A 22358-nucleotide genomic window follows, 5' to 3' on the forward strand; every position below is an offset into this window, starting at 1 on the left:
CGCCGGGACCCCGTACACTCGGTGCCCAAGACCGCAGGTAGGGAGTCAATATGAGCAGGTCGTGGCGTGGCCTCATCGAGGAGTACCGAGAGCGTCTTCCGGTCACCACGAAGACGCCCGTCATCACGCTGCTGGAGGGCGGCACGCCGCTGGTGCCCGCGCACCGCGTCTCCGCGCTGACCGGGTGTGACGTCTACCTCAAGGTGGAGGGCGCCAACCCGACGGGCAGCTTCAAGGACCGCGGCATGACCATGGCCATCAGCAAGGCCGTCGAAGAGGGTGCCAAGGCGGTCATCTGCGCCTCCACCGGCAACACTTCGGCCTCGGCCGCCGCCTACGCCGTACGCGCCGGGCTCACCTGCGCCGTGCTGGTGCCGCGCGGCAAGATCGCGATGGGCAAGCTGGCCCAGGCGCTCGTCCACGGGGCCACGCTGCTCCAGGTCGAGGGCTCGTTCGACGATTGCCTGGAGATGACCCGCAAGCTGTCGTCCAGCTACCCGATCGCGCTGGTCAACTCGGTCAACCCGTTCCGGCTGCAGGGCCAGAAGACGGCCGCGTTCGAGATCGTCGACACGCTCGGCGACGCGCCCGACATCCACTGCATCCCGGTGGGCAACGCGGGCAACATCTCGGCCTACTGGATGGGCTACCGCGAATACGCCGCCGACGGGATCGCCACCAAGGCACCGCGCATGTTCGGCTTCCAGGCCAGCGGCGCGGCACCCATCGTCAACGGCGGGCCCGTCGCCCACCCGCACACGATCGCCACCGCCATCCGCATCGGCAACCCCGCCTCCTGGCAGCTCGCCACGGCGGCGCGCGACGAGTCCGGGGGCGCCATCGAGTCGGTCACGGACCGGCAGATCGCGGCCGCGTACAAACTGCTGGCCCAGGAGGAGGGCGTCTTCGTCGAGCTCGCCTCGGCGGCCAGCGTCGCCGGTCTCCTTCAGGCGCACGCGCAGGGGCTCATCGCGCCCGGGCAGCGCATCGTCTGCACGGTCACGGGCAACGGCCTCAAGGACCCTGACTGGGCGATCGCCGGCGCGCCGGCCCCGGTCACCATCCCCATCGACGTCCACGCCGCCGCGGCCGCCCTCAACCTGGGCTAGGCACTCCGGGGCTCTCGTACGGAGCATTCGGGCGCATGCCGGACTGTGCGGTGTGCGCCTCTGCTTTGCCATACGGGGATGCATTGCCGTACGGATGCTTTGCCGTACGGAAAACAGGCCCGTCGCCGCTGAAGGCGGCGGGGGAAAGATCAGGCGAATGAGCACCGTTGACATCCGTGTGCCTGCCACGTCGGCGAACCTGGGCCCCGGCTTCGACACCCTGGGCCTGGCCTTGGGCCTGTACGACGAGGTCCGGGCCACGCTGACCGGTGAGCGGGGCGTCCACGTCACCGTCGAAGGACAGGGCGAGGGTGAGCTCGACCTCGGCGAAGGACACCTGGTCATCAAGGCCATGCGCAGGACGTTCGACCGCATGGGGGCCGCCCAGCCCGAGGGCATCCGGCTGCACTGCCTCAACCGCATCCCGCACGCCCGCGGCCTGGGCTCGTCCTCGGCCGCGATCTGCGCGGGCATCCTGGCCGCCCGAGCGCTGGCCCGGCCCGACGAATCGGAAAGCTCGCGTACGGACTCCGCACCGCGTACGGAAACCGGCGACGGAGGGCCGCACGCGGCCGGATTCTCCGACGGATACGGCCTTACCGACGACGAGGTGTTCGCGCTGGCCACCGAGATGGAAGGGCATCCGGACAATGTCGCGCCATGCCTGGCCGGAGGCTTGACGATTGCGTGGACCGACCACTCCGGATCACCGCGTATGGTGAAACTGCTCCCGGATGTGCGCATCCAGCCTGTCGTGTTCGTTCCGGCGACGCGCCTGGCCACGGAGACCGCACGGGGGTTGTTGCCGAAGGACGTGCCCCACAAGGACGCCTCTTTCAACGCCGGCAGGGCTGCGCTGCTGATCGCGGCGCTGACCCAGCGGCCGGAGCGCGGGCTGTTGCTCGCCGCCACCGAAGACCGACTTCACCAGAAATACCGTGCGCCTGCGATGCGGGCCAGTGCGGATCTGGTAGAACGTCTCCGTGCAGTGGGCGTGCCTGCGGTCGTTTCGGGAGCAGGTCCCACAGTTCTTGCGTTTTCGACACCGGATTCGCAGGATTTGATCGCGCCAGAAGTGGGTAATGACTGGCACATCCAGCTTATGGACGTCGACCCAGTTGGTGCGAACGTTCAGTTCCCCGAGACACGCTGATGCCTCTTTAGACCTTCAGGGAATAGCCGTGTGCGCTGGTGATGTTAGGCTGATAGCCGCACCAGATGCCCCCTTGTTGGGTGCGTGCTTGTCAGCCACACATCGCTGCATCATGCTGCACGTCGCGAGGCGTGTGCAGCGCGGCTGTCTCCCCGGAATCCGTTGCCTCCGGTTGGCCCACACCCGGTTGGCCCAACGTGAGGCGGCGACGACGGGGGTCTGCGCGTTCGAATCACCTCGACATCTGGCTGGCGACAGCAATCTGAGGGGTGTCATCCACGCGTCACTGTCCTGTGGCCGCTTGGACGCGCCTCTCCCCAAGAGTGGCGGTCGTCCCCAGCGGCGGCCGAAGATCGCAACGTGCACCCCGACCCGGTCTGTCCCGCCGGATCGCAAGCACCTCCGGGACGCCCGGCAGAACAAAACCGGCGCCCGACCCCTGGGAAGGACCTTTAGTTGAGCGACACCACCGAACTCCTCTCCGACGCACCAGGCTCACCTGCGCAGCCCGCGTCCGGCGACACCCCCACCCGCGCCGCGGCTAAGCCGCGCGCGCGTCGCTCCGGCACCGGCCTGTCCGCCAAGGTGCTGCCCGAGCTGCAGAAAATGGCCGCTGAGCTGGGCATCAGCGGCACCGGGCGCATGCGGAAGAGCCAGCTCATCGCGGCCATCCAGGAGAAGCAGGGTGGCGGCACCGGAGAAGGCGCACCCGCTGCCGTAGCCGAGGCCCCGGCCGCCGCCGACGCGGCGCCCGCCGCGGAGCGGCCCACCAGGGCACGCCGGGAACGTTCCCGCCCCAAGACCGTTGAAGAGCCCGTCGCGCAGGCTCCCGAGCCGGTGGCCGCGGCCCCCGAGCCCGTGGCCGCCGCCCCGGCAGAGCCGGTCGTGGAGCAGGCCCAGCCCGTCGACACCCAGCTCGACCCGCGTGGCGACCGTGGTGAGAGCCGCCGTGAGCGGCGCACCAGAGGCGAGCGCCGTGACCGTGGCGACCGTGGCGGCAGCGACCGTACCGGCAACGACCGCGGTGAGGGCGGCCGTGGCGAGAGTGGCCGTGACGGCCGCGACAGCCGCGATGTTCGCGACAGCCGTGACTCTCGTGATGTTCGTGACCGCGACTCTCGTGATGTTCGTGACGGCCGCGATGGCCGTGACAACCGTGACAACGGTCGTGACGGTGGCCGTGATGGCGGTCGCGTGGACCAGCGTGAGCGTGTCGCCGACGGCGGCCGCGGCGGTGACCCGCGTGGCGGCAACGACCAGCGCGGTGACCAGCGCGGCGACCCCCGCAACGATCAGCGGGGCGACTCGCGCAACGATCCGCGCGGTGGCGGCGACGACGACGACCGCGGCGGTCGTGGCAGGCGGGGCCGGTTCAGGGAGCGCAACCGCGGCCGTGGCCGTGAGCGCTTCGAGAGCAACGAGCCCGTGATCGGCGACGACGACGTACTCATCCCGATCGCCGGCATCCTCGACATCCTCGACAACTACGCGTTCGTCAGGACGAGCGGCTACCTGCCCGGCAGCAACGACGTCTACGTCTCGCTCGCCCAGATCCGCCGCAACGGCCTGCGCAAGGGCGACGTCATCACCGGCGCCGTCCGGCAGCCGCGCGACGGCGAGCGCCGCGAGAAGTTCAACGCCCTGGTCCGCCTCGACACCGTCAACGGCATGGACCCGGAGCAGGCCCGCAACCGGCCCGACTTCAACAAGCTCACGCCGCTCTACCCGCAGGACCGCCTGCGCCTCGAGACCGAGCCGAACATCCTCACCACGCGGATCATCGACCTCGTCTCGCCGATCGGCAAGGGCCAGCGCGGCCTCATCGTCTCGCCGCCCAAGGCCGGTAAGACGATGGTCCTCCAGGCGATCGCCAACGCGATCACCCGCAACAACACCGAGTGCCACCTGATGGTCGTGCTGGTGGACGAGCGGCCTGAAGAGGTCACCGACATGCAGCGGTCGGTCAAGGGCGAGGTCATCCACTCGACCTTCGACCGTCCCGCCGAAGACCACACCACGGTCGCCGAACTCGCCATCGAGCGGGCCAAGCGCCTGGTGGAGCTGGGCCACGACGTGGTCGTGCTGCTCGACTCGATCACCCGCCTCGGGCGCGCCTACAACCTCGCGGCTCCCGCGAGCGGGCGCATCCTGTCGGGTGGTGTCGACTCGACCGCGCTCTACCCGCCCAAGCGCTTCTTCGGCGCCGCCCGCAACATCGAGAACGGCGGCTCGCTGACGATCCTCGCCACGGCCCTGGTCGAGACCGGGTCCAAGATGGACGAGGTCATCTTCGAGGAGTTCAAGGGCACCGGCAACATGGAGCTCAAGCTCAGCCGCTCCCTGGCCGACAAGCGCATCTTCCCCGCGGTGGACGTCGACGCGTCCAGCACCCGTAAGGAAGAGATCCTCATGGCCAAGGACGAGCTCCAGATCGTCTGGAAGCTGCGCCGGGTGCTCCACGCGCTCGACATGCAGCAGGCGCTGGAGCTGCTCCTGGAGAAGATGAAGGAGACCAAGTCCAACGCCGAGTTCCTCCTGCAGGTCCAGAAGACCACGGTGAGCAACGACCGCGACTGACGCTGGTAGAGGGGGCGGCGGAGTTCTTCTCTGCCGCCCCCTTTTCTCTTGTACGGCCTGCATCCCGGGCCTGACGTGGGGTCGAGTGCCTCTGGGGACACGGCCGCCGCCTTCCACGGGGCGGCCGGCCACGACGGACTTCCGCTAGGCCGGAGGGGCGCCCTCCGGAGGGTCACCTGCCACGCCGGACCGTCTTCGTCCTCTCCCCTGGAGGGGATATACCTCGTTGGGGACCTCGGCCACGATGGACCGTCCTTTTCCTCCCCCGGAGGGGGTAGACCTGCAAAGGACCCCAGCCACCCACCGACCGTCACAGGGACCGAGGCGGTCGTGTGACGGACCACCCGGGGAAACCAATGGGGTCGCCCCACCAGAGGCACAGCCGCTGACCCATAGCGGGCGGCCCCGCTGTGACGAGGACGAGACGTTGGGATCGGCCACTGGGGTTAACCCCACCTCAGGACGGAAGTCCGCCACATTCTCTGCGGCCGGTTGGACGGGCACCCTTGATGGCATGGTTACTGTGCCGTTGAGGGAGCGCGTGCCGTGGGGGCCCCGGGGGCCCATTGGCGTTGTGGTGGATCCGACCACGTGGCGGGCCGTGCCCTACATGCTGGTCAGTCTGGCCTTCGGGGTCGGCTGGTTCGCCGTGCTGGCCGTGGCGGTGCCGTTCTCCGTCGCGTTGGTGATCCTGTGGGTGGGCATCCCGCTGGTGCTGCTGACCATGTTCACGTGGCGCGGAGCGGCGATGCTGGAGCGCCGGGTGCTGTGGGCCGCGCTGGGCGTACGGATCGCCGATCCCTACCGCACCCGGCCCGAGCGGGGGATCGGCGCCCATGTGGGGTGGTTGTTCAAGGATCCGGCCACCTGGAAGGACCTCGGCTATCTGCTGCTGCTGTTCCCGCTGAGCCTGGTGGAGTTCGTGGTGTCCGCCGTGTCATGGGTGGGGACCATCACGCTGATCGCCGCGCCCTTCTGCTACGCGCAGGGTGAGGCGCTGCGGTTCGGTGACGTTCTGGTCATCGACAGCTGGCCGGGGACGGTGCTCGGCACGATCTTCGGCTTCTGCATGCTGGCCGTGACCGCCTATGCCGTACGCGGGATGGCCTGGCTGCACGGCACGCTGGCCGTGGTGCTGCTCAGCGGGAGCGAGGAGGAGCGGCTGCGGGCCAGCAGGGCCAGAGGCATCGACGCGGCCGAGGCGGAGCGCCGCAGGATCGAACGCGACCTGCACGACGGCGCCCAGCAGCGGCTGCTGTCCGTCGCGGTGGACCTCGGCCGGGCGCAGGCCAAGCTCGACCACGCCCCGGAAGAGGCCAGGCTGCTGATCGCCCAGGCGCACAGCGGCACGAAGGCCGCGATCGCCGAGCTACGCGACCTGGCCAGGGGCATCCATCCGGCCATCCTGAGCGACCGGGGGCTCGACGCGGCGCTGTCCGGGCTGGCCGCCCGCGCGCCGGTGCACGTGGACGTGGTGGTCGAGCTCGACACGACCGACGAGCGGCCGCCCCCGGCCGTGGAGAGCATCGCCTACTTCATCGTGGCCGAGGCCCTGGCCAACATGGCCAAACACTCGGCCGCCACCGAGGCGTCCGTGCGGGTGGCCAAGGAAAACCGGCAGGTGCTCGTCGACGTGTGGGACAACGGCATCGGCGGCGCCCTGGTCAGCGCGGGCGGCGGCCTGGCGGGGTTAGCCGACCGGGCGGCCACCATAGACGGGGTGCTCGTCCTGCACAGTCCCGTCGGCGGTCCCACCCTCGTGCGCGCGGAGTTGCCCTGTGAGTGGTAGGCATTGCACATGCGCGTGGTCATCGCCGAGGATTCCGTACTGCTCCGCGAGGGGCTGGCCCGGCTGCTCGCCGACGGAGGCATCGAGACCGTCGCGGCGGTCTCCGATGGGCCGTCCCTGATCACCGCGGTCAAGGAGCATGGGCCCGACCTGGCGATCGTCGACGTCCGGATGCCGCCGAGCCACACCGACGAGGGCCTGCGCGCCGCGTTGAAGCTACGGGCGACGCGGCCGGACTTCCCGATCCTGGTGCTGTCGCAATACGTCGAGGAACGCTACGCCGGCGAGCTCATCGGCCCGGCCGTCGGCTACCTGCTGAAGGAGCGGGTGGCCGACGTGGCCGAGTTCCTGGAGGCCGTGCGGCAGGTGGCGGCGGGCGGCACGGTCATCGATCCCGAGGTGGTGATGCAGCTCCTCAGCAGGCAGCGGCGTGGCGCCCCGCTCGACACGCTCTCCCGGCGCGAGCGCGAGGTGCTGGCGCTGATGGCCGAGGGCCGCTCCAACACGGCCATCGCCGCCCGGCTGGTCGTCACCGAAGGGGCCGTGGAGAAGCACATCTCCGGGATCTTCGCCAAGCTGGCCCTCGGGCCGGCGCCCGAGGACCATCGGCGAGTGCTCGCCGTGCTCACCTATCTGGGCCGGTGACTATCTGACCGCCTACCTGACGTCCACGAACTCCTGCGGCGACAGCGCGCTGCGGGTCTTGCTCGTGCCGGGCGCCTTGACGCGGAAGTAGCCGTCCTTCTTCATGGTGAAGGAGCCGGCGTACTTGCCGGTCGAGTTCGTCTTCACGAAGCGCAGCAGCTTGTACGTCTTGGTGCCCTTGGTCTTGAAGTAGACCTCCAGCTTCTTCTTCGGGTACGCCTTGGAGCCGCGATAGACCTTGCCGGAGACCGTGGCGGAGGCGCCCTGGCGTACCATGGCCGGGGCCTTGATCGTGACCCTGACCTTGGCCTTCTTCGAGGCGCCGCCCGCCGGGGCGACGACGGTGAAGGAGCTGACGCCCTTGAGCGACTGGCCGCCGCGGTTGGCGTACACCTCCAGCGTCCAGTCGCCCGGAGGCGTGTCGTCGCTGAAGAAGGTGCTGCCGCGGTAATAGCCGTCGGAGCCGCGCTCCAGGTCGCCCAGGTCGTACGACTCGTTGGACTCCTCGCTGATGAGTTTGGCGGAGACCGAGTCCGCATCGGTCACCGAAGCCTTCACCGAGACCTTGACGTCCTTGCCCTTGACCAGGTGCACCGGGTTGGGCGTGACGCCGCCGCTGGTGATGCCCTGCTTGCCGGAGACATTGAGGACGAAGGCGTTGCTCCCGGTGCCCGAGGCACGCGGGACACTGACGTTCAGCTTCCACTCGCCGGCGGGGTCGTCCCTGCCGATGCCGAACCTGCCGGTGATCGTCGTCTCCGTGGCCTTGGTCGCCGGAGACGGCCGGAAGTCGAAGTCCACGTCCCGTCCCGACTTACCGGGGGGAGTGATGCTGCCGGTGACGGCCGCCGTGACGGTCGCCGGGTCCTTCAGCCTGAGGGTGACGCTGACCTCGATGTCCCGGTCGACCGGGATGAACGCGTCCGACGTGGCAGCCCCGTTGAAGTCGCTTCCAGCACTGGCCGCTTGCGCGGCCGAGAGGTTCACGCATCCGAGGAGAAGCGCGGCCCCCGTAGCGGTCGCGAGTAGCGACCGCAGCCTCTTCTTCATCTGATCGCATTCCTTTTGGGATAAAAGTAATGGTTTGTGCGCGGGAGCCTAGTGTGACGAGAGTGAGTCCGCTATAAGGTTCCGGGAATGCCCGGTGGCCTGGGACGGTTACAGCATCTGGCACACTGGTAGCTGACCCGCAGCGGTTCCGGCTCCCGCCCGCGTTTGATCGCGACTTCTGGCGACCCGGCGACCGCACCTCGAAAGGACAGCAATGAAGCCCGACATCCACCCCGCCTACAACGTGACCCAGGTGTCCTGCACCTGCGGCAACACGTTCACCACCCGCAGCACCGCCAAGAACGGCGTCATCCACGCCGACGTGTGCTCGGCCTGCCACCCGTTCTACACGGGCAAGCAGAAGATCCTCGACACCGGCGGCCGGGTCGCGCGCTTCGAGAAGCGCTTCGGCAAGAAGTCCTCGGGCAACTAGCTTCACCGACGCCGACCCGGACGCACTCACGTGCGCCGGGTCGGCGTTCTTGGTGAAGAGACCGTTACACCCCAGACGAAGGACGCACGGTGAATCTCGACGAGTTGCTCAAGGAGTATTCCGAGCTGGAGCTGCAGCTCGCCGATCCCGCCGTGCACGCCGACCAGAACAAGGCCCGCACTCTCGGCAGGCGCTACCGGCAGCTGACCCCGATCGTGGGCACCTACCGGGAGCTGACGTCGGCCCGCGAGGACCTGGTCGCGGCCAAGGAGCTGGCGGGCGAGGACGAGGGCTTCGCCGCGGAGGCGGCCGAGATCGAGGAGCGCATCCCGCGCCTCGAGGAGCGGCTCAAACACCTGCTCATCCCGCGTGATCCCAACGATGACAAGGACATCATCATGGAGATCAAGGCGGGCGAGGGCGGTGAGGAGTCCGCGCTGTTCGCCGGCGACCTGCTCCGGATGTATCTGCGTTACGCGGAGCGGCTCGGCTGGAAGACCGAGATCATCGACACCCAGCACTCCGACCTGGGCGGCTACAAAGACGTCACGGTCGCGATCAAGGCCAAGGGTGACGAGGGCGTGTGGTCCAGGCTCAAGTTCGAGGGCGGCGTACACCGTGTGCAGCGGGTGCCCGTCACCGAGTCGCAGGGCCGTATCCACACCAGCGCCGCGGGCGTGCTCATCTACCCCGAGGCCGAGGACGTCGAGGTCCAGATCGACCCCAACGAGCTGCGCATCGACGTCTACCGCTCCAGCGGCCCCGGCGGCCAGAGCGTCAACACCACCGACTCCGCGGTCCGGATCACCCACCTGCCCACGGGCACCGTCGTCTCCTGCCAGAACGAGAAGAGCCAGCTCCAGAACAAGGAGTCGGCGCTGCGCATCCTGCGCGCCCGGCTGCTGGCCATCGCCCAGGAGCAGGCCGAGGCCGCCGCGCAGGCCGAACGCAAGTCGCAGGTGCGCACGGTCGACCGTTCCGAGCGGGTTCGCACCTACAACTTCCCGGAAAACCGCATCTCCGACCACCGAGTCGGCTTCAAGGCGTATAACCTCGACCAAGTTCTCGACGGCGAGCTCACCGCCGTCACCCAGGCCCTCATCGACGCCGAAATGGCGGAGAAGCTCGCACAACACTCATGACATTTCTGCTGGACGAAATCGCCCTCGCCACCGCACGGCTGGCCGAGGCAGGTGTGCCCTCACCGCGTACGGACGCGGAGGAGATCGCGGCATTCGTCCACTCCGTGCGCAGGAGTGAGCTGCACACGGTCAAGGACGCCGACTTCGACGCGCTCTTCTGGGAGGGCGTCGCCAGGCGCGAGGCCCGCGAGCCGCTGCAGCACATCACCGGCCACGCCTATTTCCGCTACCTGGAGCTCGCGGTCGGGCCCGGCGTGTTCGTACCACGGCCCGAGACCGAGGTCATGGCGGGCTGGGCCATCGAGACGCTGCGCGCGATGGACGTCGCCGCCCCGCTGGTCGTCGACCTCGGCACCGGCTCGGGCGCGATCGCGCTGTCGATCGCCCAGGAGGTCGCGCTCTCCGAGGTGCACGCCGTCGAGGTCGACCCCGGCGCGTACGGCTGGGCCAAGCGCAACATCTCCGAACACGGTCAGGGCCGCACCCACCTGCACCCGGACGACCTGGCGGAAGCCCTGCCCGAGCTCAACGGCAAGGTCGACCTGGTCATCTCCAACCCGCCCTACATCCCGCCGGGCGCGATCCCACGTGACCCCGAGGTACGCGACTACGACCCCTCGCGGGCCCTCTACGGCACCGGGGACGACGGTCTGGGCGAGGTACGCGCCGTCGAACGGACCGCGCGCCGCCTGCTGCGCCCCGGTGGCTGGGTCTCCGTCGAACACGCCGACGAGCAGGGCAGGGCCGTCTACCTGACGTTCCCCGAGGACAACGGCTGGCGGGACGTACGGCTGCGGCAGGACCTGACCCGCAGGGACCGCTTCGTCACGGCCAGACTCGGCCAGGACTAGGATGCACGCGAGCGGCGCGGCCTTCTCCTGACGGCGAGAGGTCGCGAAGCGACCGAATGAGGAAGGGGGAGCCTCGAGAGCGCCGCTCCCCGCCGAGCGGAGCGAGGCGATAAGACCGTGGGAAGACGCTTTGACTGCACGGACATGGAGCAGCGGGCCGAGGGCCTGACGGAGGCCGCCTCCGCCGTACGCCGCGGCGAGCTGGTGGTACTGCCGACCGACACGGTCTACGGGATAGGCGCCGACGCCTTCACACCCGCGGCGATCACCGCCCTCCTTGAGGCGAAGGGACGTGGCCGCGACATGCCGCCGCCGGTCCTCGTCGGCACCGTCAGGGCGGCCAACGCCCTGGTCGACGACCTGGGACCGTACGGTCAGGACCTCATCGACGCCTTCTGGCCCGGCCCGCTCACGCTCGTCTGCAAGGCCAACCGGGCGCTGTCCTGGGACCTGGGCGAGACCAAGGGCACGGTCGCGCTGCGCATGCCCCTCCACCCGGTCGCGCTCGATCTGCTGAAGGAGACCGGCCCGATGGCCGTCTCCAGCGCCAACCGCTCGGGCGCCCCGGCGGCCGTCACGGCGGCGGAGGCCGAGGAGCAGCTGGGCGAGTCGGTCGCGGTCTACCTGGACGGCGGCAAGACGACGGACAACACGCCGTCCACGATCCTCGACCTGACCACGGCGGTGCCGCGGATGCTCAGGCGGGGGGCGATCCCGGTGGAGAAACTACGCGGCATCATCGGCTACGTCGCCACGGACGACTGACCCCCTGGTCTGTCGGCTTGGTCTGTCCGCGCGGCCCGTCCATAGGTGTCGTTCGCCTGGTTTGTCCGGCGGGTCCGCACGGCCGAATCAGGCCTGTTGGTCTGGTCGGTCCGGCTGCGCGGCCCGGTCCGTCTGTCCGTCTGTTCGTCTGCCTGGTTTGTCTGGCGGGCCTGTTCGGTCTGCCCACCTGGCCGCCCGGTCCGTGCGCCCCGCCCGGCAGTACGCCTGCTCGCGCCACCCTGTCGGTCCGGCCAGGCCTATCCGGCCTGTCTGGTCTGCTCGTCCGGCCGGTTGGTGCATTCGTTCGTACGGTCGGCGTTCGTACGGTCAGCGATCGGCGTGTACGGCTTGGGAGAGACGGCTGACGTATACCGTCTGATTATCCCGGCTGCGGCGATGCCATCAGGCCCTTACGGTGAAGTCCGGAGCGGCGAGACGTCCGGGAGTGACCCATGGGCAAGTTCGACGGCATGGATCCCAAGCTGGTCCGCGATCTGCTGGCCGAGGTCAAGCGCGCGGTCACGCAGATGCGGTCGGTCGAGGGCCGTGTCGGGCAGGTCATGAGCGGGGCGGGTCTGGCCACCCAGACCACTCATCGGCCGGTCCAGGTGGCCGACGCCGCCGAGGTGATGGTCCGCGACGTGACGGCCCGGCTCGGGCTGCTGGAGAAGAAGGCCGATCACCCGCGGGTGGGGGATCAGGCCAAGGATGCCGCGCCGACGGTGGGCAGTGACGCCAAGGACGGCGACGAGCCCAAGAAGGACCGAGGCGACGAGCGGTCCAAGTACGAGAACCCGCGCGTCGACGACGGCACCCCTGCCGACAAGCCGGACGCCAAGACGGGCGAGGACAAGCCGGACGCGAAGACGGGCGAGGACAAGCCCGATGCCAAGGCGTGCGATGACGACAAACCGGATGCCAAGACCGGTGAGGACAAGCCCGACGCCAAGACGGGTGACGACAAACCGGATGCCGACGTCACCACGCCCGACACCGGTGACGAGCCCAAGGACGACGACATCGCCAGCAGGCGAGATCGCGGCGCCGACTCCGACAGCGGGATCATCGACACCCCGGCCAAGGACCATCCCGACGACTCCGACCCGCACAAACCGCGGGTCATCGTGGTCGACGGCGTCAAGGTGCTTCAGGTGCCCATCGATCCGCCCACGGCCGAAGAGTTGCGGGCGCTGCTTGACGACATCGAGAAGGTACAGCCCGCCGAGATGCCCTCGGTCTCCGGCGACGCGTCCACACACAGCACGCACGGCACGCACGGCACGGACGTCAACACCTGGGCCAACGACGGCAGCGACGTGGTGTCCATCGACGCCAAGCCGCTGGATCCCGGCGCGGTGTCGGCGGTGGCGGACCACGCGCGCGACATCCAGCCGGCCGAGATGCCGAGGGTGGAGGTCCCGCCGGGCGAGTACGGCACGGGCGAGTGGGCACCCAGGCACATCAGCCCAGACGGCCAGCCGGGGACGATCGACCCCGGCAACATAGCCGCATCCACGGGCCACACCCCAACAACGGGGGATATAGCCTCCGTAACCGGCACGCCGTCCATAGACGACATATCGGATTCGACAGCGGACACGGCCGCGACGGCCCAGACGGCCGACTCCGCCCCGACGACCCCGACCACGGATTCCACCGCGACTACCGACTCCACCGCGAGGGCGGACTCACCCACGGCTACGACCGACACCGGCGAGTGCCAGGCGACGGACACGGGAACGCGCTCGACCGGCGACGGGTCGGTTGTCAGGCCGACGGATCCGCCGGGTCAGCAGGTTCCGGATCACAGGGCGGGTGATGCGACGCCGACCAACCCCTCAGGCCAGCGGGCCACGGATGTCTCGATGCCCACTGTCGGTGAACCGGTCGTGATTCCGCCTACCGAGCCGTCAGTGGATCAGGGCGGCTCCACCACGCCGCCCGCCACCGACGGCGCGACGCCCCCGTCCGCCGACACCTCCACCCGCGACACCACCGCTACGACCGTCTACGCGGCGCAAGGGGCCGATGCCGGTAAGTGGGCCGGCGACGGCAGTGACGTCGTCTCCATCGACGTGAAGCCGCTGGACCCCGAGGTGCTCAGGACTCTGGTCGAACACGCCCGTGACGTTCAGCCCATGGACATGCCGGGCGTGCAGGTCCCGCAGGGCGAGTACGGCAAGGGCGAGTGGGCGCTCAGAGACATTCAGCCAGATGGGCCTCCCGGCACGATCGAGCCGGGGACCCACGAGAGGAGCGTGTGATGTACCTGGACCCGCCCGCCCCTCAACCCCGCCAACCGGGCGAGAACCCGCCCGTCAACGGCAACGGAAACCCCCTGGAAGCCCACCCAAGGGCCTGGGAGTTCAATCCCGAGTACCAGCGCCTGGTAACCGCCTGGCAGACCGTCCTACCCCTGCTGGAGAGCCTCACAACGGCCCTTGACAAGGCGTACCAGCTTGCGAAGAGCCCGCAGACGTGGGATGCCCCCGTGGGCACCCGTTACGTCGAGGACATCGGCGCGTGGCGCTCCAGGCTCGCCCTCTACCGCCAGGCCGTGCTCACGTCGATCAGCGAGGAGGCCGCCGACACGCCTCGCTGGGTGCCCAGCGCGATCGGCGCTCCCCACGCGTTCTCCTGACCGCCCGATCGGCCGCCCGGCTGACCGGTCCACTTACCGCTGCACCGTTCGCTCCACTGGGCCGCTGAGGCCATCGCCCGACTGGCCACCCTCAGCGGCCGCTCGGCTGGCCGCCTCATCTTGGGCGGCTGTCCCAACGGTTCCCCGGGTGTTTCGTCACACGACCGTCTCAATCTCTGTGAGGGAGTGTGGTGATTGGGGTTCCTAGGAGAGGTGTCCTCTGCGGGGATGCGGAGGATGTGCGGTTCGTGGTGTTTGGGGGCCTGCGAGGGGGGTCCCCTGCCAGGGAGCTGAAGAGGTCGGTCTGGGGGTCCCTCGGAAGGAGATGCCGACGTTTGGGCAGTGGAAGAAAACGGTCCGTCGTGGTTGTGATCCCCGTCAGGGAGACGAAGAACGGGTGCCCGGCGAACGCTCGCAGACGTCCCACTGGCCGCCCCCTGACTACCGGACCCCCTGGGGCCATGGGAAAAACGGACAAAGCGCCGTACAGTGGGAGAATGGGTGTACCGCCCTACTACGGTCCCGACTTCGGGCGGCTCCAGCGGCAGGACCCCGAGCTGGCTCAGGTGCTGCTCGACGAGCTGGAACGGGTCCGCGGCGGTCTCCAGCTGATCGCGAGCGAGAACCTCACCTCCCCGGCGGTCCTCGCCGCCCTGGGGTCCACCCTCACCAACAAGTACGCCGAAGGCTACCCCGGCAATCGCTACTACGGCGGCTGCGAGGTCGTCGATCGGGCGGAGCGGCTGGCGATCGAGCGGGCGCGCAGGCTGTTCGGTGCCGAGCACGCCAACGTGCAGCCCCACTCGGGAGCCTCCGCCAACCTCGCGGCGTACGCGGCCCTGCTGCAGCCCGGCGACACCATGCTGGCCATGGACCTGTTGCACGGCGGTCATCTCACCCATGGCTCGAAGGTGAACTTCTCGGGAAGATGGTTCGACGTCGTGTCGTACGGGGTGCGGCGTGACACCGAACTCATCGACTACGACGAAGTGCGGGACCTCGCGCTGCGGCATCAGCCGAAGGTGATCGTCTGCGGTGCCACCTCCTACGCCCGGCTGATCGACTTCGCCGTCTTCCGCGGCATCGCGGACGAGGTGGGTGCCTGGCTGCTCGCCGACGTGGCGCATCCGATCGGGCTGATGGCGGGTGGCGCCATCCCGTCCGCCGTGCCGTACGCGGACGTGGTCACGTACACCACGCACAAGGCGCTGCGCGGACCGCGCGGGGGCGGCATCCTCTGTACGGCGGAGCTCGCCGCGCGGATCGACCGGGCGGTGTACCCGTTCATCCAGAGCGGCCCCCTCATGCACGCCGTGGCGGCCAAGGCGGTGGCGTTCGGCGAGGCGCTGCGGCCCGAGTTCGGCGAGTACGCCAAGCAGGTGGTCGCCAATGCCCAAGCCCTGTGCGACTCGCTGGCGGCCGAGGGGATGCGGCCGGTGTCGGGTGGCACGGAGACGCATCTGATGCTCATCGACCTGCGCGAACTGGGCGTGTCGGGCGCCGAGGCCGAGCGGCGGTGCGCCGCGGCGGGGATCACGCTGAACCGCAACGTGATCCCGTACGATCCGGAGTCTCCGGCCGTGACGTCCGGGATTCGTGTCGGCACGCCGTGCCTGACCACTCAGGGGATGGGGCCCCAGGAGTTGAAGGAAGTGGGGGCCCTGCTCGTGCGTGCCGTACGCCATCCCGGCACTGCGGCCGAGGTCAAGGGCCAGGTGACAGCCTTGTTGACGGGCTTCCAGCCATATGACAGCCAATATTAAGAGCCAAAATTAAGCTGGTGTGTGTCGATTTCCGGTCACAGCCGGTCGGAGCATCCAGGAAACTAGGTCCGTGCGCGAATACCTGTTCATGGCGCTCATTGCGGCAGCGGTGACGTATCTGCTGGTCCCGCTGGTGCGCCGCTTCGCCATCCGTATCGGCGCCATGCCCGAGGTCCGCGAACGCGATGTGCACACCACGCCGACGCCGAGACTGGGCGGTCTGGCCATGTACGGCGGGCTGGTCGTCGGGCTGCTGGTGGCCAGCGAGCTGACCAACACCGGCAAGGTGCTGAGCGAGGCAGAGGGCAACCCGGTGCTGGCGTTGATCATCTCGGGCGGGCTCATCACGTTGACGGGGTTCCTCGACGACTGGTGGGGCATGGACGCCTTCATCAAGCTGGCCGGCCAGATCGCGGCCGCCGGCGTGCTCGTCTGGTTCGGCCTGCGGCTCACCTACATCCCGCTGCCGAAGGACTGGGGCGGCTCCACCAGCCTCGACTACACGCTGAGCACCATCATCACGATCATGGTCGTGGTGGTGGCGATCAACGCGGTCAACTTCGTCGACGGCCTCGACGGCCTGGCGGCGGGCATCGTCTGCATCGCGGGCATGGCCACCTGGGCCTACTCGATCTTCCTCAAACAGAGCATCAGCGGCGACCGCATCGCCACCACGGCGGCCATCGCCGCCATCCTCATCGGCTGCTGCCTGGGATTCCTGCCGCACAACTTCCATCCCGCGAAGATCTTCATGGGCGACACCGGGGCGATGCTCATCGGGCTCGTGCTCGCCTCCTCGATCGTCACCGTGACGCCGGTCGACCCGTCGGTCATCGAGGGCATGAACCGGGTGCCGGTGCTGCTGCCGCTGCTCGTGCCCGCCGCGGTGCTGGTGCTCCCGCTCATCGACCTGATCACCGCCGTCGTGCGGCGCACCTCGCACGGCATGTCGCCGTTCGCGCCCGACCGCGGTCACCTGCACCATCGCCTGCTCGACATCGGCCACTCCCACCGCCGCACCGTGCTGATCATGTACGCGTGGACGTTCCTGTTCGCGTTCGGCATCGTCGCGCTGTCCACGATCGGCGTGCCCATCCTGCTGTTCCCGGTGGTCATCCTGCTCGCGCTCGGCGTGCTGGTCCTGATGGCCGCGCCGCGCTGGCGGGGCAGGGGCGGTCTCCACTCCCGCGGCAGGTCCGACGACGACGGCCCGCCCACCGGCCCCATGCCGCCGATCGTGCCGGAAGCCGAGGTCAGGCGGCAGGCTCCGCCCCCCATGGGCCCGCCGCCCGGCCCGTCGCAGGAGCGCGCGAGCGCCGCGGCGAAGCCGGTCATTCCTGCCGTTCCAGGCCGTTCATGATCGCGAACTAGAAACGGCAGGTAAAAGCGGTCTTCAGTGAGCTTGTGATATCTTTCACGAGCAGGGGCCCCCAATGCGCCGGCTTTGGGGGTAGCAAACGCTCGCTTGATAACATGCTTACTGGAGCACCGATGCAGGCCAACGACGTGCGCGTACTCAAGAGTGCCGCGATCCCCACCCTCGCGGTTGGGGTGGTCGCCGTGGTCGTGGCCCTGCTCCTGTCGGGAGCAAAGGGAGCGCTGGGCGCCGCCATCGGCACTGCGCTCGTCGGTGTCTTCTTCAGCATCAGCGTGGTGGCCGTCTCCTACGCGGCCCGAGTTTCCCCGCAACTGATGGCCATCGTCGCGATGGTGAGCTATCTCGTCAAAGTCATCGCCATCATGGCGATGCTGGCGGCCTTCGGCGACACTACGGCGTGGAACTCCAAGGCTTTCGCCTGGTCCGTCGTGGTGGGCACGCTCGTCTGGACCGCCTTCGAGGTCCGGGCGTTCATGAAGACAAAAATGCTTTATGTCGACCCTGAAGCCAAGGTCCCGGGGAACGGTGGCCCATGAGGCTGGTAAAGGGATGGGGTCCGATATGACTAGTCCTCTACTTGCCTGCTATCGTCGGCCCCGCGATGAGCGAACAGGAACGCCGACCGGAAGACGACGGTCAGGACTTCGCCAACGCCGCATGGTCGATCCCCAGCTACCTGCTCGCCGGGATGGCGATCTACGGCGGCGGCGGCTGGTTGCTGGACCGTTGGCTCGACACGTCCGCGTTCTTCCCTATAGGCGTCGTCCTGGGGATCGTACTGTCCGTGTACCTGGTCTACCGCAAGTACGGTCGCTAGCCGCACGGCGCGACCACTTCGCTGAGGAAACCCTTGTGATCCGCTACGACGTTGAAGGGAACGCCGCGTGAGTGCGCTGACGGTCCTCGCCGACGATCAGTTCAAGGCGCCGTCGCCTGATGAACTGTTCACTTTCGCCCCCATCATTCCCGGGGTGGACTGGTTCACCAAGCCGGTTCTTCTCGCGATCCTCAGCTCGATCGTCGTGATCGGCTTCTGCTGGGCGGCCTTCGCCAATCCGAAGATCGTGCCACGGGGCGTCCAGAACGTTGCCGAATACGGCTACATGTTCGTCCGCGACCAGGTCGCCCGGCCCTTCCTGGGCAAGGACGCCGACCGGTGGATGGGCCTGCTGCTGACGCTGTTCTTCATGGTCTTCCTGTGGAACATCATGGGCGTCATCCCGCTGCTCCAGTTCCCCGTGGCCTCGCACATCGCCTTCCCGGCCGTGCTCGCGATCTCGATCTACGTGCTGAAGGTCTACCTGGGCGTCAAGCACCAGGGCGCGATCGGCTACTTCAAGAACATGATGTTCCCGCCGGGACTGCCCAAGCCGATCTACGTGCTGCTGTCGCCGATCGAGTTCCTGTCGAACATGATCATCGCGCCGTTCACGCACGCGGTCCGACTGTTCGCGAACATGTTCGCCGGCCACATGCTCCTCGCATTCTTCAGCATGGTGGGCTTCTGGTTCCTGTTCGAGAAGCTGACCCCGCTGGGCGCCCCCGTCGGCGTCATCGGTGTGATCATGACCATCATCTTCACCGGCTTCGAGATCTTCATCCAGTTCCTGCAGGCGTTCCTGTTCGCCATGCTGGCGTCGATGTACATCGGCGGAGCACTTCACGCAGAGCACTGAGAACTACCCCATACCGGAATATCCATGACCGGTGGAGACACCGCTTCACCGGCCGTCCAGTAAAGGAATACAGCAATGAGCGTTCTCGCTGAGGTCTCCGGCAACGTCACCGCCATCGGTTACGGTCTCGCCGCCATCGGCCCCGGCATCGGCGTCGGCATCATCTTCGGTCAGGGCGTGCAGGCCATCGCGCGTCAGCCCGAGGCCTACGGCCTGATCCGCCAGAACATGCTCCTCGGCTTCGTCCTCACCGAGGCCCTCGCCCTGCTCGGTCTGGTCGCGCCGTTCATCTTCCAGAACATCTGACGGCCAGAAGAATCCCTGACGAAAGGCTGCATCCATGAACAAGGCAGCTACGCTCCTCGCCGCGGAGGAGGGTGCCAATCCCCTCATCCCGCACACATTCGAGCTCGTCGTCGGTATCTTCTCGTTCTTCGTCGTCCTCTTCGTAGTCGGTAGGCTGCTCGTCCCCCGCATCCAGAAGACGCTGGCCGAGCGGACCGAAGCTATCGAAGGCGGCATAAAGAGAGCGGAAGACGCTCAGGCCGAGGCCCTCAACCTGCAGAAGCAGTACCGCGAACAGCTGGCCGAGGCCAGGCAGGAAGCGGCTCGTCTCCGTGAGGAGGCTCGCGAGCAGGCCGCGGAGATCCGTGCGGAGCTCCGCGAGGAGGCGCAGGCCGAGGCCCGCCGTCTCGTCGAGGCGGCGCACGCCCAGATCGAGGCGGACCGGCAGGCGGCGTTCGCCCAGCTCCGTACCGAGATCGGCCGTCTGTCGACCGACCTGGCCGGCCGCATCGTCGGTGAGTCCCTTGAGGACGAGGCCCGGCAGAGCCGCGTCATCGACCGGTTCCTCGACGAGCTGGAGCGCTCGGACGCACAGGCGGTGCGGTGAGCAGCCAGATGAGGGGCCTCAGCAAGGACTCGCTCGCCGTGGTCGAGGAGCGGTTCAACGCTGTGGCGGGCTCGGCGGACCTGGGCCGGCTGGCCGAGGACCTCAACGCGATCGCGGACCTGGTGGACCGCGAGCACGGACTGCGCCGGGCCCTGTCGGACCCGGCCAGGCCCGGCGCTCAGAAGGCGCAGGTCATCCGGAATCTGCTCGAGGGCAAGGTCAGCGCGGCCGCGCTCGCCACGGTCGAGGCCGCGGTCGAGGTCAAGTGGTCGCGCGCCGGAGACCTGGCAGACGTGCTCGAACGGCTCGGCGTCGTCGCCGCGGCCGCGGAGGCCGAGGCGCAGGGCAAGCTGGACGACGTGGAGGACGAGCTCTTCCGCTTCGGTCGGATCGTCGCCGCCAACCCCGATCTCCGCCGGGGCCTCACCGACGCGGCCGCTCCAGAGGAGGGCAAGCGGCAGCTGCTGCAGGACCTGCTCGGTAGCCGTGTCGCCCCCACCAGCCTGCGTCTGATCACGCAAGTGGTCGTACATCCTCGTGGGCGTAGCCTGGAGGCAGGCCTCGAGGAGTTCAGCCGGCTGGTGGCGCAGCAGCGCCAGCGCCTCGTCGCGACGGTGCGCACCGCGGTCGAGCTGACCGAGGAGCAGAAGCAGCGCCTCACGGCGTGGCTGCGCGCCTCTTACGGTCGCGACGTGCACATCAACGTCGAAGTGGATCCCCGAGTGCTCGGTGGTTTCTCGGTCCGCATCGGCGACGAGATCATCGACACCACCATTGTGGGACGAATCGAAGAAGTCCGCCGCCGGTTGGCCGGCTAGGGCGATAGAGGAGACAGAGAAGAGATGGCGGAGCTTACGATCCGGCCGGACGAGATCCGGGACGCGCTTGAGCGCTTCGTCCAGGCGTACGAACCGGAAGGCGCCGCGCGCGAGGAGATCGGGACCGTCGTCGACTGTGGCGACGGCATCGCCCATGTCTCCGGCCTTCCCTCGGCGATGGCGAACGAGCTGCTCGAGTTCGAGGACGGCACGCGCGGCCTGGCACTCAACCTCGACACCCGCGAGATCGGTGTCGTGGTCCTGGGCGACTTCAGCAGTATCGAGGAGGGCCAGACGGTCCGCCGGACGGGCGAGGTCCTGTCCGTGCCCGTCGGTGACGGCTTCCTCGGCCGCGTGGTCGACCCCCTCGGCAACCCGCTCGACGGCAAGGGCGCCATCGAGTCCGAGGGCCTGCGCGCCCTCGAGCTCCAGGCCCCGTCGGTCGTCCAGCGGCAGCCGGTGAAGCAGCCGCTGCAGACCGGCATCAAGGCGATCGACGCCATGACGCCGATCGGCCGTGGCCAGCGCCAGCTGATCATCGGTGACCGTGGCACCGGCAAGACCGCGATCGCCGTGGACACCATCATCAACCAGCGCGACAACTGGGCGTCCGGTGACCCGGACAAGCAGGTGCGCTGCGTCTACGTCGCGGTCGGCCAGAAGGGCTCGACGATCGCCCAGGTGCGGGCTCGTCTCGAGGAGGCGGGCGCGCTCGAGTACACCACGATTGTCGCCGCTCCGGCGTCCGACCCCGCGGGCTACAAGTACATTTCGCCCTACACCGGTTCCGCCATCGGGCAGCACTGGATGTACCAGGGCAAGCACGTTCTCATCGTCTTCGACGACCTGACCAAGCAGGCCGACGCCTACCGCGCGGTCTCGCTGCTGCTGCGCCGTCCGCCGGGCCGTGAGGCCTTCCCGGGCGACGTCTTCTACCTCCACTCCCGCCTGCTGGAGCGCTGCGCCAAGCTCTCCAACGACATGGGCGCGGGGTCGATGACCGGTCTGCCGATCATCGAGACGAAGGGCAACGACGTCTCGGCGTTCATCCCGACCAACGTCATCTCCATCACCGACGGGCAGTGCTTCCTGGAGACCGACTACTTCAACGCCGGTATCCGCCCCGCCATCAACGTCGGTATCTCGGTCTCGCGAGTCGGTGGCTCGGCGCAGATCAAGGCGATGCGGAAGGTCGCGGGCACGCTGCGTCTGTCGCTGTCGCAGTATCGCGACCTGGAGGCCTTCGCGGCCTTCGCGTCCGACCTCGACGCGGCGTCCAAGGCTCAGCTGGAGCGCGGTCAGCGCCTGACCGAGCTGCTCAAGCAGGCCCAATACTCGCCGTTCTCGGTCGAGCGCGAGGTCGTGTCGGTCTGGGCCGGCACCACCGGTGAGCTCGACGAGGTGCCGGTCGAGGACATCCGCCGCTTCGAGTCGGAGTTCCTGGACTACCTGCAGAGCAAGCACAAGGGCGTCTTCGACAGCATCCGCGAGACCAACGATCTGCTGGACGACACGGTGACCGTCCTCAAGGACGCCATCACGGAGTTCAAGAAGTCCTTCACCACCTTCTCCGGCGACCTCCTGATTCAGGACGAGCCGGTCGCGCCGCTCGAAGAGGGCGAGGTCGGCCAGGAGAAGATTCGCAAGGTCGTCCGCTCGGCGGAGAAGAAGTAGCC

The 22358-nt window shown here is 68.5% G+C and carries 21 protein-coding genes; 20 read left to right on the forward strand and 1 reads right to left on the reverse strand.

The genetic code is table 11. The features are described 5' to 3' along the window. The first annotated feature begins 50 nt into the window (after positions 1 to 50). The 5 genes from thrC to LDL49_RS08310 all read left to right on the forward strand — a co-directional run bounded on the left by thrC (position 51) and on the right by LDL49_RS08310 (position 7273). Positions 51 to 1109 carry a threonine synthase gene (gene thrC / locus LDL49_RS08290; protein ID WP_225290350.1) on the forward strand — a complete coding sequence of 353 codons (1059 nt, stop codon included), beginning with the start codon at positions 51 to 53 and terminating at the stop codon, positions 1107 to 1109. Positions 1110 to 1266: 157 nt separating this feature from the next. Then, entirely contained in the window at positions 1267 to 2262 is a 996-nt protein-coding gene (gene thrB / locus LDL49_RS08295; RefSeq protein ID WP_225290351.1) for a homoserine kinase, read from the forward strand. 456 nt (positions 2263 to 2718) lie between these two features. Beyond that, on the forward strand, positions 2719 to 4839 hold the full coding sequence (gene rho / locus LDL49_RS08300; RefSeq protein WP_225290352.1) for a transcription termination factor Rho: 2121 nt from the start codon (positions 2719 to 2721) through the stop codon (positions 4837 to 4839). Between the two features lie 577 nt (positions 4840 to 5416). Beyond that, positions 5417 to 6628 (forward strand): sensor histidine kinase, encoded by a 1212-nt coding sequence (locus tag LDL49_RS08305; RefSeq protein ID WP_225290353.1) that lies wholly within the window; start codon positions 5417 to 5419, stop codon positions 6626 to 6628. 9 nt (positions 6629 to 6637) lie between these two features. Next, entirely contained in the window at positions 6638 to 7273 is a 636-nt protein-coding gene (locus LDL49_RS08310; RefSeq protein ID WP_225290354.1) for a response regulator transcription factor, read from the forward strand. Between the two features lie 12 nt (positions 7274 to 7285). On the opposite strand, the gene LDL49_RS08315 is transcribed toward LDL49_RS08310, so the two are convergent. Beyond that, positions 7286 to 8323: a hypothetical protein gene (locus tag LDL49_RS08315; RefSeq protein WP_225290355.1), complete on the reverse strand. Its 1038-nt coding sequence runs from the start codon at positions 8321 to 8323 to the stop codon at positions 7286 to 7288. A 214-nt stretch (positions 8324 to 8537) separates the two neighbouring features. Here LDL49_RS08315 and rpmE point away from each other — a divergent pair, with 214 nt between their 5' ends. From rpmE to atpA, 15 genes are all read left to right on the forward strand, one after another. Next, positions 8538 to 8756 carry a 50S ribosomal protein L31 gene (gene rpmE, locus LDL49_RS08320; RefSeq protein ID WP_225290356.1) on the forward strand — a complete coding sequence of 73 codons (219 nt, stop codon included), beginning with the start codon at positions 8538 to 8540 and terminating at the stop codon, positions 8754 to 8756. 89 nt (positions 8757 to 8845) lie between these two features. Next, positions 8846 to 9898 carry a peptide chain release factor 1 gene (gene prfA / locus LDL49_RS08325; RefSeq protein ID WP_225290357.1) on the forward strand — a complete coding sequence of 351 codons (1053 nt, stop codon included), beginning with the start codon at positions 8846 to 8848 and terminating at the stop codon, positions 9896 to 9898. After that, on the forward strand, positions 9895 to 10749 hold the full coding sequence (gene prmC, locus LDL49_RS08330) for a peptide chain release factor N(5)-glutamine methyltransferase (protein WP_225290358.1): 855 nt from the start codon (positions 9895 to 9897) through the stop codon (positions 10747 to 10749). The genes prfA and prmC overlap by 4 nt, the downstream gene beginning before the upstream one ends. 117 nt (positions 10750 to 10866) lie before the next feature. Further along, positions 10867 to 11514 carry an L-threonylcarbamoyladenylate synthase gene (locus LDL49_RS08335; RefSeq protein WP_225290359.1) on the forward strand — a complete coding sequence of 216 codons (648 nt, stop codon included), beginning with the start codon at positions 10867 to 10869 and terminating at the stop codon, positions 11512 to 11514. A gap of 452 nt (positions 11515 to 11966) precedes the next feature. Further along, positions 11967 to 13778, forward strand: a complete 1812-nt coding sequence (locus LDL49_RS08340; RefSeq protein WP_225290360.1) for a hypothetical protein — start codon at positions 11967 to 11969, stop codon at positions 13776 to 13778. Then, positions 13778 to 14155: a hypothetical protein gene (locus LDL49_RS08345; RefSeq protein ID WP_225290361.1), complete on the forward strand. Its 378-nt coding sequence runs from the start codon at positions 13778 to 13780 to the stop codon at positions 14153 to 14155. Before LDL49_RS08340 ends, LDL49_RS08345 begins: the two co-directional genes overlap by 1 nt. Positions 14156 to 14652: 497 nt before the next feature. Then, positions 14653 to 15918, forward strand: a complete 1266-nt coding sequence (glyA, locus tag LDL49_RS08350) for a serine hydroxymethyltransferase (RefSeq protein ID WP_225290362.1) — start codon at positions 14653 to 14655, stop codon at positions 15916 to 15918. A gap of 70 nt (positions 15919 to 15988) precedes the next feature. Continuing rightward, on the forward strand, positions 15989 to 17278 hold the full coding sequence (locus tag LDL49_RS08355; protein WP_225290363.1) for a glycosyltransferase family 4 protein: 1290 nt from the start codon (positions 15989 to 15991) through the stop codon (positions 17276 to 17278). Between the two features lie 131 nt (positions 17279 to 17409). Then, positions 17410 to 17832, forward strand: a complete 423-nt coding sequence (locus LDL49_RS08360) for a Cg1360 family ATP-synthase-associated protein (RefSeq protein ID WP_225290364.1) — start codon at positions 17410 to 17412, stop codon at positions 17830 to 17832. A 65-nt stretch (positions 17833 to 17897) separates the two neighbouring features. Beyond that, positions 17898 to 18113, forward strand: a complete 216-nt coding sequence (locus LDL49_RS08365; RefSeq protein ID WP_214641702.1) for an AtpZ/AtpI family protein — start codon at positions 17898 to 17900, stop codon at positions 18111 to 18113. Between the two features lie 67 nt (positions 18114 to 18180). After that, positions 18181 to 18972, forward strand: coding sequence for a F0F1 ATP synthase subunit A (atpB, locus tag LDL49_RS08370; protein ID WP_225290365.1), 792 nt, complete (start codon positions 18181 to 18183; stop codon positions 18970 to 18972). A gap of 75 nt (positions 18973 to 19047) precedes the next feature. Further along, entirely contained in the window at positions 19048 to 19278 is a 231-nt protein-coding gene (gene atpE, locus LDL49_RS08375) for an ATP synthase F0 subunit C (protein ID WP_225290366.1), read from the forward strand. A 34-nt stretch (positions 19279 to 19312) separates the two neighbouring features. Then, the gene (locus tag LDL49_RS08380; RefSeq protein WP_225290367.1) at positions 19313 to 19864 is read left to right on the forward strand and encodes a F0F1 ATP synthase subunit B; all 552 of its coding nucleotides are present in this window, start codon (positions 19313 to 19315) and stop codon (positions 19862 to 19864) included. Further along, positions 19861 to 20682: a F0F1 ATP synthase subunit delta gene (locus LDL49_RS08385; RefSeq protein WP_308016093.1), complete on the forward strand. Its 822-nt coding sequence runs from the start codon at positions 19861 to 19863 to the stop codon at positions 20680 to 20682. The genes LDL49_RS08380 and LDL49_RS08385 overlap by 4 nt, the downstream gene beginning before the upstream one ends. Before the next feature lie 24 nt (positions 20683 to 20706). Beyond that, positions 20707 to 22356, forward strand: coding sequence for a F0F1 ATP synthase subunit alpha (gene atpA / locus LDL49_RS08390; protein ID WP_225290368.1), 1650 nt, complete (start codon positions 20707 to 20709; stop codon positions 22354 to 22356). Positions 22357 to 22358: the final 2 nt, after the last annotated feature.

This window comes from Nonomuraea aurantiaca, assembly GCF_020215705.1.
Taxonomy (GTDB): Bacteria; Actinomycetota; Actinomycetes; order Streptosporangiales; family Streptosporangiaceae; genus Nonomuraea; species Nonomuraea aurantiaca.